At 44.9% G+C, this 12,806-nt stretch carries 11 protein-coding genes; 9 read left to right on the top strand and 2 right to left on the bottom strand.

Annotated elements, in window-relative coordinates:
• Positions 1 to 88: 88 nt before the first annotated feature.
• A complete protein-coding gene (locus tag KI655_RS06460) occupies positions 89 to 775 on the top strand; it encodes a response regulator transcription factor (protein WP_285402855.1) in 687 nt (228 codons plus the stop codon).
• Entirely contained in the window at positions 768 to 2,129 is a 1,362-nt protein-coding gene (locus KI655_RS06455; RefSeq protein ID WP_285402853.1) for a HAMP domain-containing sensor histidine kinase, read from the top strand. The genes KI655_RS06460 and KI655_RS06455 overlap by 8 nt, the downstream gene beginning before the upstream one ends.
• Positions 2,130 to 2,295: 166 nt before the next feature.
• Here KI655_RS06455 and KI655_RS06450 read toward each other — a convergent pair whose 3' ends face one another.
• Positions 2,296 to 2,826: a GNAT family N-acetyltransferase gene (locus KI655_RS06450; protein WP_285402851.1), complete on the bottom strand. Its 531-nt coding sequence runs from the start codon at positions 2,824 to 2,826 to the stop codon at positions 2,296 to 2,298.
• Between the two features lie 224 nt (positions 2,827 to 3,050).
• On the opposite strand from KI655_RS06450, the gene KI655_RS06445 reads away from it, so the two are divergent.
• The 5 genes from KI655_RS06445 (at position 3,051) to KI655_RS06425 (ending at position 7,662) form a co-directional block, all read left to right on the top strand.
• Entirely contained in the window at positions 3,051 to 4,334 is a 1,284-nt protein-coding gene (locus tag KI655_RS06445) for an HD-GYP domain-containing protein (RefSeq protein ID WP_285402849.1), read from the top strand.
• Between the two features lie 116 nt (positions 4,335 to 4,450).
• Positions 4,451 to 4,777, top strand: coding sequence for a hypothetical protein (locus KI655_RS06440; RefSeq protein ID WP_285402847.1), 327 nt, complete (start codon positions 4,451 to 4,453; stop codon positions 4,775 to 4,777).
• A gap of 526 nt (positions 4,778 to 5,303) precedes the next feature.
• Positions 5,304 to 6,512, top strand: coding sequence for a NupC/NupG family nucleoside CNT transporter (locus KI655_RS06435; RefSeq protein WP_285402845.1), 1,209 nt, complete (start codon positions 5,304 to 5,306; stop codon positions 6,510 to 6,512).
• Positions 6,513 to 6,718: 206 nt separating this feature from the next.
• Positions 6,719 to 6,991, top strand: coding sequence for a hypothetical protein (locus KI655_RS06430; RefSeq protein WP_285402844.1), 273 nt, complete (start codon positions 6,719 to 6,721; stop codon positions 6,989 to 6,991).
• Positions 6,992 to 7,047: 56 nt separating this feature from the next.
• A complete protein-coding gene (locus tag KI655_RS06425) occupies positions 7,048 to 7,662 on the top strand; it encodes a trans-aconitate 2-methyltransferase (RefSeq protein ID WP_285402842.1) in 615 nt (204 codons plus the stop codon).
• Positions 7,663 to 7,763: 101 nt separating this feature from the next.
• Here KI655_RS06425 and KI655_RS06420 read toward each other — a convergent pair whose 3' ends face one another.
• Positions 7,764 to 8,930 (bottom strand): DUF3541 domain-containing protein, encoded by a 1,167-nt coding sequence (locus tag KI655_RS06420; RefSeq protein WP_285402840.1) that lies wholly within the window; start codon positions 8,928 to 8,930, stop codon positions 7,764 to 7,766.
• Positions 8,931 to 9,243: 313 nt separating this feature from the next.
• Here KI655_RS06420 and KI655_RS06415 point away from each other — a divergent pair, with 313 nt between their 5' ends.
• Both KI655_RS06415 and KI655_RS06410 read left to right on the top strand, forming a co-directional pair.
• Positions 9,244 to 10,596 carry a diguanylate cyclase domain-containing protein gene (locus KI655_RS06415; protein WP_285402838.1) on the top strand — a complete coding sequence of 451 codons (1,353 nt, stop codon included), beginning with the start codon at positions 9,244 to 9,246 and terminating at the stop codon, positions 10,594 to 10,596.
• A gap of 150 nt (positions 10,597 to 10,746) precedes the next feature.
• The gene (locus tag KI655_RS06410; protein WP_285402836.1) at positions 10,747 to 12,399 is read left to right on the top strand and encodes a DEAD/DEAH box helicase; all 1,653 of its coding nucleotides are present in this window, start codon (positions 10,747 to 10,749) and stop codon (positions 12,397 to 12,399) included.
• Positions 12,400 to 12,806: the final 407 nt, after the last annotated feature.

Below are 12,806 nucleotides of genomic sequence, written 5' to 3'. Positions count from 1 at the left end.
ACTGTAAAATTGCAAGTTCAGTTACAGTATTGATGATGTATTTTCAGTCTATATACTGCCCGCGCATTTATAAATACTGGTGATGGAAATGTCTAAAGCAAAAGTGCTCATAATTGAAGACGACCAAGAGATCGCGCGCTTAACCACTCTGTATCTTGAAGCCGAAGGCTATCAGGTTGAGGTTGTTGATCAAGGCAACTTGGCAGTGCAAGCGATTCGAGAAGTAGAGCCGGATTTAGTGCTTTTAGATTTAATGCTACCAGGCCTCAGTGGTGCACAAATTTGCAGACAGGCACGTGAGTTTTACAAAGGCATCATCTTGGTATTGACCGCCTCAGCCGACGAAATGAGCGAGGTAAGCTTGTTTAAGTTTGGGGCTGATGATTACGTAACAAAACCCATTCGAGGCCACGCGCTTCTGGCAAGAATTGAGGCCTTACTGCGCCGCGCAGCGTCAAGCACACCGCTAGGCTCAAACGAAGAACAAAGCTGCGATATCGTCGTTAATACCACCATTCAAAGTGCCACTTTATACGGACAAGACTTGCAACTCACTTCTGCGGAGTTTGAGATTCTCAACCTATTGGTCAATAACCTTGGTGAGGTGGTGACACGTGATCAGTGCTGTCAGTTGTTCCGTGGTATTGATTACGCCTTCAACGACCGTTCGATTGATATGCGTATCTCTGGTCTACGTCGTAAATTGCGGGCTCACGCTAAAGATAAGCAATTGATCAGAACGGTGAGAAATAAGGGGTACATGCTTGTTGCGTAAACGAATAGTGAGCCAGTTGAGAAGAATTTCAATGTTCGCTCGGCTCTATATTGGTATCGTTACAGGGATGATTGCGACGATCTTTCTGTTTGTGACCTTAGGGGAAGGGCACATGCGTCGAACTGAAATCGAGAGCTTTCTTAATGATGGCTCCTATTTTGTTGATCAGTACATCCATCAACGCAATAGTCAAACCTCCCTTTATCGAGAGCTAGATAGAACCGGTTACCAGCAGTTTTACATTTTCAACCTCCGCCTTATTGAAAACTGGGATAACCAAGCCCCTTGTGCCAAGTGCGAGCATTTTACGACACTGAATGGTGTCCCTATCTACCTCAGCGATAGAAACCTCTATTCCGCAGTGTACCAACTGCCGAACTCCAAATTCAGCTTCGTCTTCAGTGAGGTCGGTGATTTTTTCGCCCCTCATATCGAGTGGTATGAAGACTCAGAGCGCCACTTCCTTATTGCGCTCCTAATCGCTGTCATTATCGCCATTGGTGCCAGCATTTATTTACCTGTACGTCGATTTCAAGAACGAATTGAACTCTTGGTGGAAAAACAGCAACAATTTGGTAAAGGTAAGCTGAGCACACGCTCGGATATGGACGACATACATCCGGTTTCTGATCTGGCGAATAGCTTTAACCTGATGGCAGACGAAATCGAGAGCAAAGTAAAACAGAGCCACATTTTTGCACAGGCGATCCCTCACGAGGTGAGAACTCCGCTCAGTCGTATTCAATTGGCGACCGATCTGCTGCGACGAGGAGCGCCCAACGAACAGCAGGTATTGTTTGATGACATTGATGGCTACATCGACGATATCAATCAGCTAACCTCTGAAATCATCATGCTGTCTAAACTGAATGTGGTGGATAACTCATTCTTCGAACTGATTAAGACCAGTTGCGATTTGAATGAATACTGCTTGGACAGAGTGCGCTACTCCAAGATAAAGAACATTGAGTTTGAATCGCATGTGGTCAACAGCTTTGCAACCAAGTGTGACTGCACAATGGCTCGATTGGTGCTAGATAACATTCTCAAAAACGCCGGTAATTATACTCGAAACAAGGTGTGGGTGACTCTCGATGAAAACTCAGAGAGCTGGTTGATCGTGATCGAAGACGATGGCGAAGGGATCCCAGAAAATAAACGCGATGAAGTGCTAATGCCGTTTGCGCGTTTAGATCAAAGTCGAACCGCAAAAACGGGTGGGTTTGGATTAGGGCTTGCGATTGCAAGTGCGGCAGCGAAAAAGCTGAGATGGCAAATTAAATTAGATCACAGTATTCATGGCGGGGCGAAGTTTATTATTGTTGTCCCGAAACGAAATGCTGAGGATAATTAACTGAATTAGAGTTATTATTCAATAATAAAGCGCCGACTATTTTGTCGGCGCTTTATTTCGTATCGAGTTCTGATTCAGGTGATTACGTATTTCATATTTAATACAATAACGGAAAAATAGCTTTAAATAGATCTTATCCTCTATTTCTCAAACCGACTTCCAGTTATTACTTACGTTCTAATCCATAAATGGCATGATCGACGATGCGCCCATTTAAGTTTTCGCTTCTGGTAATGATCCCTTCGAGTTGACACCCGAGTCTTTCACAAACCGCTCGACTTGCGGTGTTCTCGACCGCGGCAGATATCTCTACTTTTTCCATATCAAGCTCTTCAAAAGCGATCTTAATGAGTTTTGTAACCACCTGAGTCACAATCCCTTTACCCTGTTGAGACTCCGATAACCAGTAACCAACAGTGGCTTTCTTGAGGTCGTGATTGATGGTGTTGAAACTGCAGTTACCAACAATGGCATCTTGATAGACGATCGCACAGGTCATACTTTTTCCCTCTGCGTAATCGTGCAGCGAGCGCTGGATAAATATACGGAAGTCTTGCTCGGTTTGACAATGAGGTGGCCATGCTAACCACTGACTTAAATAATCGATTTGTGCCGAAACGAGTTGTGCATATTGTGCTGCGAAACTCTCTTGTACCAACGCGATCGAAATTTCATTATTGATTTTTATTTTAAACATCGTGTCCTCATTGACTGCTTAAGGGGCATTATACTTTGGTACTAGTTTGCTCTTTATACTGTTAACTGTCTAATTTTTATGCAAATTGTAGCACGAAAAATGCGTTATACGTTATTTATGTCACGAAACTCAATAAACCTTACTTAATTTGTGACTATATGTTTTGTAATCGATTAGTATTGGCCTCCAATAAATATAAAAAACATAATAACTAGGCTTAATTAATGAATTTGTACTGCCAGAGTGTGACGGTAGATTTGCGCAAGGCGCTATTTGGTATTGCTAAAGCACTCGATAACGTCGGCTTTGAAAGCAAGCACCATGGACAAAGAGTAGGGTATATCGCGTATCGCTGCGCACTGAGTGTCGGTTGGGAAGAAGAGCAAGCTCAACTGGCATTCTCACTTGGACTTATTCACGATTGTGGTGTTTCACAAGTCGATGAACAGCTTAGCTTGATCGCCGGTTTTATTCCGGACTCAACGCATCATCATTGTAAGAAAGGCTATCAGATTCTCAAACAGTGCCCGGTACTCTCCATTTTTGCAAAACCCGTTTTGTACCATCATACACCTTGGAATGAGCTGAAAGACCTACCCGTTAGCCAACTTGAGAAAGAGTTAGCGGCTGTAGTGATGCTGGCAGATAGGGTTGACTACTTATGTGGCGTCGCATCAGCTGATCGCTTTGGCAATCTTACTCCGACGGGAAAGGCTTACATTATTGAGCGCCTCACCGAGCAAGCGGACCTGTTGTTTGAAAGCAATCTTGTTCAGCATATGTGTGAGCTTGTGGACACCGATGACTTCTGGTTTTCGATGGATGTCTCGTACATTCAGATCATGAGCGATAGGTTTAAACCTGTGCCGTTCTTTTCCCAGCAAATGTCATTGGATGAAACCGTCGCCTTTGCAGAGTTTATTGCCAATGTGGTGGATGCCAAAAGTTCGTTTACGTTCCAGCACTCACTCAAAGTCGGACAACTATCCGAGTACCTTGGTAAGCAGCTGGGTTACTCCTATACAACCCAAAGAAAACTCTATCTCGCAGGATTGGTACACGATATTGGTAAGTTGCAGACGCCCAGAGAGATCTTGCACAAACCGGGAGCGCTCACTGATGAGGAGTACTGCTGCATTAAGCGTCACGCAACGGACTCTCGCTTTGCGCTGCATGAGTTATTCAGTTCACCGCAGATCTGTGAGTGGGCATCCAATCACCATGAACGATTGGATGGCTCAGGCTACCCTATGGGGAAAACCGCCGAACAACTCGACAAGCCAAGCCGTATTGTCGCAGTGGTTGATGTGTTTCAAGCATTGACTCAGTCTCGTCCTTATCGACCGGGGATGAGTTTAGAACAGACACTGGCGATATTGGACGACCACGTTCAAAACCACAAGCTCGACGTTGAGGTGTTCCAGTGTTTGAAAAAACATGCAGAGTACTGCTTTGAGCTATCGACAGATAAAACCAGCGCGGCGTTTGTCACCGCAGAGCAATATTGATCGGTAAGCCATGGCAATGACGTTATGCCACACGGATAGAATCCTCTCTTACAACAGCTTACAGCCTTTACACCCCTTTAGTGGTAGCCTTCGAGATTGAGTTTAGGAGAGGTATTGTGTTGAATAAATCATTGCTGATGTTGTTGGCTCTGTTGATGGGAGCGGTTTGGATGTCGTTTTCAGATGAGTTGCGTCAGATGATCGAGAGACCAGAGCGGTTTGATGCCGCAAAGCTTGAATTGCTGATTGAAAAGCGCACGACCAGAGAACAAGTTATTGCCCTTCTGGGAAAGCCAAAACAGGTACTCAACAAACAACATTCGGTCTCTTACCTGTACGAATATAGTGATCAATTACTCGCACTGACCTTCCACGAAGACGTGTTATTGATTAGAGAGCGAGCAGAAAACGATGGTCGATACGACTTTCAATTGGTTGAATGATGATAAATGAAAGTTGGAACAAATCGCGTAAATTCGCAACGTGGACGTTATAAAGTCACGTTCTGCTACCTAATTATAGTGATTGGAATTGTTTTAATTCGCTGGACGTATGTGCCATAAAGCTAAAAGTCATGAAAAGCGACAGTGAAAATTGTCGCTTTTTTTAATGGAAAAACTCACCCATTCCGATCAAATTCGACCGAATTGATGAATCTTTGACCGCGCGATCGTTTGCGTTTAAAAATGTGATGAAAGTCTCATTAAGTTGTTTATACTTCTCTTCCGGTTTTAAGCCGGTGCTTAGCCAATACAAGCCGTCACATGGATATGTGAATGACCCCACGGACCGGACCAGCTGCGTTCCACTGCTTGTATAAGGTGATCTTACATGAACAACTCGTTGTTACATTCGTTAACTTTGTTAACGCCCTCTTCGCGTAGCGTATTGCTCGCGATTCTTTGTCCTTTTCCTTTGATGTCATTCGCTTGGCTCATGTTTACTCTTTAAGGATCTCTAGGACAATTTATGAATATTTTATTTGGTTTTGTTGGTGTTTTTGCACTAATTGCTTGCGCGTACCTGCTATCTGAGAGCCGTTCGGCAATCAACTGGAAAACAGTCATTCGTGCCTTCTTGCTTCAAATCAGTTTCGCAGCCTTGGTGCTGTACTTCCCTTGGGGACAAATGGCGCTAACCAGCTTAAGTAGTGGCGTATCAAGCCTGCTTGGCTTTGCGGATGCGGGTATATCATTCCTATTCGGTGGCCTTGCGACAGAAGGGTTTATCTTCGCTGTACGTGTACTGCCAATCATCATCTTCTTCAGCGCGCTGATCTCTGCACTTTACTATCTTGGTGTGATGCAGAAAGTGATTCAAGTTCTAGGCGGTGCGGTGCAAAAGCTTCTAGGCACCAGTAAAGCAGAATCATTAGTTGCAACAGGCAATATCTTCCTATCTCAAGGCGAGTCGCCACTTCTTATTCGTCCCTTCTTAAAATCAATGACTCGTTCAGAACTGTTTGCGGTTATGGCTGGTGGTATGGCATCGGTTGCGGGCAGTGTGTTGGGTGGCTATGCAGGTCTAGGTGTTGAGCTTAAATATCTGATTGCAGCAAGCTTCATGGCAGCGCCTGGTAGCCTGCTTATGGCTAAGATTATTGTTCCAGAGTTAGATACCCCAAGTAACTATGAAAACATTGAGCTAGACAAGGCTGATCAAAGCAACGTGATTGATGCATTGGCAAGCGGCGCAATGAACGGCATGAAAGTCGCGGTAGCGGTGGGTACTATGCTGATTGCGTTTGTGAGTGTTATCGCGATGGTGAACACGGGTCTTGAGAGCTTGGGTGAAACACTAGGTTTCACTGGTATCACGCTACAAGCGGTGTTTGGCTACCTGTTCTCGCCATTGGCGTGGGTAATTGGTATCCCAAGTGAAGAAGTTCTGATGGCGGGTTCTTACATTGGCCAAAAGATCATCATGAATGAGTTTGTTGCCTTCATCGACTTTGTTGAGAACAAAGCACTGTTGTCTGAGCACAGCCAAGTCATCATTACTTTTGCACTGTGTGGCTTTGCCAACATCGGTTCAATTGCGATTCAGTTAGGTTCTATCGGTGTGATTGCTCCGGAGCGTCGTGCTGAGGTTGCAAACTTGGGTCTTAAAGCGGTTGCTGCGGGCACGCTGGCTAACCTGATGAGTGCATGTCTAGCGGGCATCTTTATCTTGCTATAAGCGCGGCTAAACAGAGCTGTACCTGTCTTTAACGGGCACTCAGGTATCTCCCTGAGTGCCCGTTTTTTGTTGCTGCAGTTATCTTATTGAAAAGACGCTGTATCGCTCGTTAGGGGAATAGTGAGGTAGAGGCAACTAATATATACTTTAAGCGTGCGTAGAAACTTAAAGATGAGTTTTATCGCTTTATTTAATAAAGGTTTTTTATGAAAGCAAGAGTGTGTGTTGGCTTGTTGGTTGCCGTTTCGTTCGTGTCAGCGTTGATCGTTTTACTGGCGGGTGACAGTCATTTTCCTGTGACGCAATGGCCTAAAGAGGCGTATTTAGGCTTGGTATTTAGTGTGGTATGGGGGGCTGGCGTCATGGCAACGGTCGCGTATGTGTTTTCTGGGATGGTTTTCGTTACGGTCGCTGTGGTTGGTTATGCCATCGGCTATAAGCTTGGTAGTTATCTTCCCGGAACAAGCCATGAAACATAACCGAATGTATTATCTTGTTGTTAGCAGAGACAGCTCAGCATGCGAGGAGTCGTGTCATGCACTGGTATGATAGGCTCCGCGTTTATTGGTACCACAGAAAGCAGTCTAAGCGCTGGCCTGAAGATAAAGCGCGTTCACTCGGTTGGACGGATCGCGACTCACAGCACTCGCGTTTTGCAGCGATTGCCAGCAATGTAGAGTTTGAAGGCTGTTCTGTGCTTGATCTCGGGTGCGGTTATGGCGATTTGTATCCTTTCTTAACGTCACAATACGCCATCCATTCCTACCTAGGGGTAGAGCAACACGCTAACTTCATTCAACAAGCCAAAGCTCTTCATCAGAGCCCAGCGTGTCATTTCAAGCGCGGCGATATCAGCACGCTTAGTCTCAATCCTCATGACGTGGTTGTGGCGAGTGGCTCTCTTAATTACGCTTCAAACAATGAACATTACTTAACATCCATGATCACACGCATGTATGCATTGGCTGATAAAGCGGTGGTATTTAATTTGCTCGACAAGCACTACTATCCCGCACGTCAGTTGCTTGTTAGTTACCACCCTCAAGGGGTTTATCGGTTCTGCAAAACGCTGTGTGAGGATGTCAGGTTAGTGGATGGCTATTGCGATGGTGACTTTACCATTGTGATGACAAAGCCAAAGGCTAACTAATACTTCAAGTCCTATAATACAGCTCCTATTAGACACCACCATACGACAAACCCAAAGCGACAGGCTTGGGTTTGTTGTATTGATGAAAGGACTGCGAGTGCTTAATGTGGTTTGTTTTCCACTAAGCCGTATGGCAAGTTGCTGAACACTTTAGGGTGCTTTTGAAATGTTGGGGCTTCATTCACCTGTTGCCAATCGAGCAGCATGATTGCGAGAACATTTCTATGCTCGCCATACTCTAAGTCGAAATCACCGGTGATGGATGGAATCATACCTTGTTGCTTGTCTATTGAAGCCTGAATTGCAAGGCGGGTTTTCTCAACAACGGGGTCATCTTCTAAACCTGCCAGCAAGAAGGTCAAACCGACTTCAGCTATCACGTCCTCTTTCGCACGCAGCAAAATGGTGTCGATGTTTTCTCGGAAATAGTCGTATATCCATTGGTGCTCTTTTTCACTCACTTGGTGTTGATAGTACTCCGAGTCACCGAAAATGATGTGGGTCATTCCGTATATCTTATTACCATACTGCTGAGTCGAGAGCTTTTTGTCTTGGCTATCAGGGTAGGCGGATTTGAATGTTGTAACGAATTCATCAACAACATCTTGCTCACCAAGTTGACGCAACCAATACACTTGGTTTGCCAACTGTGCAGCCCATGCTTTCACCATATCCTCATTGTTGACGTATGTTGAGAAGTCGTAACGACGGATAATCTCTCTTAGTTTGTCGTCATTGAGATGTTCTAAGCCGTATTCGTTGGCACGAGCCATCGATCCCAGTAAGTCAACACCTAAGAATAGATACTCTGGCATATGCTTGGTGATGTTGTAACGACGAACGCTGCGCTCATCTTCTTCATCTAAATATGAAGAGATGCGTTTTTCTGAATAGAGAACGATCTCTTCTTGAGTGTAGACGTCGTTAGAAAGGCGACTTAGTTTGCTAGCAACACGTGCCATGTCACTCCATACAGCTGCCGCATATTTTTCATCTTGCGTTTGTCGGAACATACGAACGCCATAATGGCCTTCTTTAAAAGCAGCTAGGGTGTAAAGTTGGCTTTCGTAGGTATTTCTTATGATGTCTGCAGAGGCTTTGAAGCTTTCTTGGTTAGAGGCGTCCAGGTTATGCGAAGCGTTGAGTTGCTGCGAAGCGTTAGAGTTGCTTTGATTGGCGTTTTCTAAGATTGCATTTTGCTCGGCGTAAGCGCCTGCGACAGCGGTTGTCGATAGCAAAATACAGAGTGTTATTGTTTTTAGCTTCATATCAAAGGTACCGAACTAAGAAAGAGAGTAAAAGAAAATAGCATTGAGCCATACTCACAATGTAAGTGTTTGGTCAGCTTGTTGTTATTTTATAGCTCACACAAACAACTTGCAGCAAAGTAATAACTTCTATAAATGTTTATTGGTGATGAAAAGCTCACTATTTACATGTGGATTTTACAAGTTATAGATTTTTGGCCTGTTAGCTGCATACTATGAGATAAACGAGAGCAAAAAGTAGTGATTGATGTTTATTTAGCCTTATTTTAGGGCGATAAACATACAAAAATAGACAGAGCAGGGGGAACGAAGTATGACGAATCGTTCAAGCAAGCAGTGGTCTGCCAGGATATTGTCTTGTTTATTTTTGCTAACGACGATAAGTGCGGTTGAGATTTTCCACCAAAAACAGATAGCTTTCTTAAAAAATGAATCCTTTTCAGAGGCACAAAAACAGCTGTCGATTGTTCGCTCTCGCATCGAGGCGGTAATTGTCACTGACATGTATCTGCTTAATGGTATGTCGACACAGGTCGCCATTGCCCCACAAGGCAGTACTCAAGAGTGGAATAAGATTGCAGACAGCATCATTCAAGACGGCTCTCATATCCAGTTGATAGGACTGGCTCAAAACGATGTGCTTAGCTTTGTTTATCCTCGCGAAGGTAACGAGAGCATACTAGGCATCGATTATCGAGATCACCCTGAGCAGTGGTTTTCGGTTGTTCAGGCTCGAAAAATCGGAAAAACCTTTATCTCAGGCCCTGTCGAGCTCTTTCAGGGGGGCTGGGCGCTTATCACTCGTACACCCATCTTCATGGATCCTCCATTCAATCAAGAGTATTGGGGCGTTTCCAGTGCGGTTATCAGCCTAGAATCCATACTCAAAGACGCTGGTGCAGCGCAGTTGGAGAACCGATATCAATTTGCGATTCGAGGCTTTAATAGCGCGGGCAAGGATGGCGCGGTGTTCTATGGCAGTGAAACTGTGTTTAACAACGCCTTTGCGACCGAGATGGCGAACTTTCCTTACGGAGGGTGGTTTCTCGCACTTGCAGGTGACGACAATGTGCTGATGGACGTTCCATGGATAAGAGTTCACATTGTTCGAATTATCGGTTATACCCTTTTGCTGCTGTTGTCGCTGGCTTACTTTATGATCTATCGACTCTACACGATAGCACATGGGCGGTCGATGCATGACGAACTTACTATGCTGCCTAACCGACGCTACTTTATGTACAGCCTTAAAATGGCGTTTAAAAATGCGCAACGTAATGGCTCAGAGCATTTTGCTGTCATGAACATTGACCTTGATGGCTTTAAGTCGATCAATGATACCTATGGGCATGCTGCCGGTGACAAGGTGCTGGTGGAAGTCGCTAAGCGAATCCGTGGAGTACTAAGAAGCTCCGATATCGTTGCTCGTATGGGGGGAGATGAATTCTTGATTTTGTTACCGCGCGTGCATGACGATCAGCATTTGCTTTCAATCCGTAGCAAGCTTGAACGGGACATCTGTTTGCGACCAGTACAGTTTGATGGAAGAGAGATTTCTCTGGATGTCAGTATCGGTTGGGTGGCTTACACCGAAGTCTATCGAGATGTCGATGAGTTGCTAAAAGCAGCTGATGAAAAAATGTACCAGAGAAAGCGCGCAAGTTAATGAAACTAGATTTAGAATTTAGTTGCTGAATTTGGTTAAAAGCCTCAGAATACCGCGCTCTGTAACGCGATGCTGGTCACGATTTAGCGTTACACAGCCCAGGCGCATCTCGCACTGAGCTTACCTTTTCGTTAACTGAGACATTAATCTATGAGTTTTACCTCCCTAGGCCTTTCTGCACCAATCCTAAAAGCGATTGAAGCACAAGGTTATGACAAGCCATCACCTATCCAAGAAAAAGCGATTCCAGCGGTTCTAAAAGGAAAGGATGTCATGGCCGCCGCTCAAACTGGTACAGGTAAAACCGCAGGCTTCACGCTACCTATTCTAGAGCTGCTTTCTAACGGGCCACGTGTCCGTGCAAACCAAGTTCGTGCATTGGTGCTGACACCAACTCGCGAGTTGGCTGCACAAGTGAATGGCAGTGTTGTGAAGTACGGGATTCATTTACCACTGACTTCATCGGTGGTATTTGGTGGGGTGAAGATCAACCCACAAATGCAGAAACTGCGTAAAGGTAGTGATGTGTTGGTCGCGACGCCGGGACGCCTATTGGATCTTTACAACCAAAATGCAGTGCGTTTTGATCAGCTTGAGATTCTGGTTTTGGATGAAGCAGACCGCATGTTGGACATGGGCTTTATTCGTGATATCCGCAAGATCCTAGCCTTCTTACCTAAGAAACGCCAAAACCTACTCTTCTCTGCAACCTTTTCTGATGAGATTCGTAGCCTTGCAAAAGGATTGGTGAACAACCCAGTAGAAATCTCAGTAAACCCAGCTAACTCAACGGCGAAAACAGTTGAGCAGAGCATTTACCCTGCGGATAAGAAGAAAAAAGCACCGATGCTAGCTAAGCTGATCAAAGATAATGATTGGCAGCAAGTGCTTGTGTTTAGCAAAACAAAACACGGCGCAAACAAGCTGGCGCGTTTCCTTGATGACCAAGGTATCACTGCGGCCCCAATTCACGGCAACAAAAGCCAAGGTGCGCGAACCAAAGCTCTAGAGAACTTTAAAACTGGTCAGGTAAGAGTGCTGGTCGCAACGGATATCGCCGCGCGTGGTATCGATATCCCTCAACTACCTCAAGTTGTTAACTTCGACTTGCCACATGTTTCGGAAGACTATGTACACCGTATTGGACGTACAGGTCGTGCAGGTGAGGTGGGTAAAGCGATCTCGCTAGTGTGTGCGGATGAAGCCTCTGAACTGTTTGGTATCGAGCGCTTGATTCAACAAGTTTTAGAACGCCGCGAACTGGAAGGTTTTAGCCCAGTAAACAAGCTGCCTGAATCTAAGCTTGATACACGTCCAATCAAGACTAAGAAACCGAAAAAACCTAAGAAGCCAAGAACAGAACATTCTGATGGCCAGCGTTCATCAGAGAATGCACGTGGTCACAAGCCTGTTGGCAAAAACAAGCGTCACGCACCGGGTACAGGTCCTGCGCCAAAGCGTCAGCCATCTGCAGCGCCTAAGACGCAAGGTCACGGGGCCGACGAAGCTTCGGTTAAGAACAATGGAAGCAACTTTAAACGTGGTAAAGGTAAGAAGCCTCTAAACAGTTCAGCGTCGAACTCGAACCCTGCTGAGAAAGGTAAAAAGCCATCACCAACGCAGTCGTCTTCAAAGAGACCATCTACCAATAAACAAAACGGTGGAAAATCAAAGCCGAGTCAAGGTAAATCAGGTTACGGCGCAAGCTATGGGCCTAAAGGTTCTGCATCTTCGGGCAAACCAAACACCGGTAATCGCAACAAGCCAAAACCAGGCGGTCACAGCAAGCCAAACGCTCGCTAGTGATGTATCGATAAGATAACAAACAAAAAACGCAAACTGATTAAATCATGTTTGCGTTTTTTTTGGCTGGTACTCAATTGATGTTTATTTTCAATGTATTACGTATTGATTATGTAATTTGAGTCTAGTTCCGGTTGAAAGTGACTTAATAAAAAGTTCATCGGAACACAGTAATAACAACATAATCACTAGCGTTATTAGTATTGATTGCAAAATGCAATTTCATATTGCAAATGAACCGCTGTCAAACGGCCAATAAGTGTGCTGATGCGTAGTAAAATGGGGTTTTAAAAGTTGGCACGCATAGTGCATTAAGATAAGTGACCCTTCTTAAGCCGAGGGTCACCTAGCCAACTGACGTTGTTAGTGAACCTTTATTGTTCACACAAAATATATAGCCAATCACC

The organism is Vibrio sp. D404a, assembly GCF_030248535.1.
In the GTDB taxonomy this organism is placed as follows: Bacteria; Pseudomonadota; Gammaproteobacteria; order Enterobacterales; family Vibrionaceae; genus Vibrio.
This window is presented reverse-complemented; position numbering and strand designations above follow the sequence as displayed.

Excerpts from the sequence above, each read along its gene's own strand:
- KI655_RS06425 (WP_285402842.1), top strand. The coding sequence starts at position 7,048 with ATGCACTGGTATGATAGGCTCCGCGTTTATTGGTACCACAGAAAGCAG.
- KI655_RS06460 (WP_285402855.1), top strand. The coding sequence starts at position 89 with ATGTCTAAAGCAAAAGTGCTCATAATTGAAGACGACCAAGAGATCGCG.
- KI655_RS06435 (WP_285402845.1), top strand. The coding sequence starts at position 5,304 with ATGAATATTTTATTTGGTTTTGTTGGTGTTTTTGCACTAATTGCTTGC.
- KI655_RS06450 (WP_285402851.1), bottom strand. The coding sequence starts at position 2,826 with ATGTTTAAAATAAAAATCAATAATGAAATTTCGATCGCGTTGGTACAA.
- KI655_RS06420 (WP_285402840.1), bottom strand. The coding sequence starts at position 8,930 with ATGAAGCTAAAAACAATAACACTCTGTATTTTGCTATCGACAACCGCT.
- KI655_RS06415 (WP_285402838.1), top strand. The coding sequence starts at position 9,244 with ATGACGAATCGTTCAAGCAAGCAGTGGTCTGCCAGGATATTGTCTTGT.
- KI655_RS06410 (WP_285402836.1), top strand. The coding sequence starts at position 10,747 with ATGAGTTTTACCTCCCTAGGCCTTTCTGCACCAATCCTAAAAGCGATT.
- KI655_RS06430 (WP_285402844.1), top strand. The coding sequence starts at position 6,719 with ATGAAAGCAAGAGTGTGTGTTGGCTTGTTGGTTGCCGTTTCGTTCGTG.
- KI655_RS06445 (WP_285402849.1), top strand. The coding sequence starts at position 3,051 with ATGAATTTGTACTGCCAGAGTGTGACGGTAGATTTGCGCAAGGCGCTA.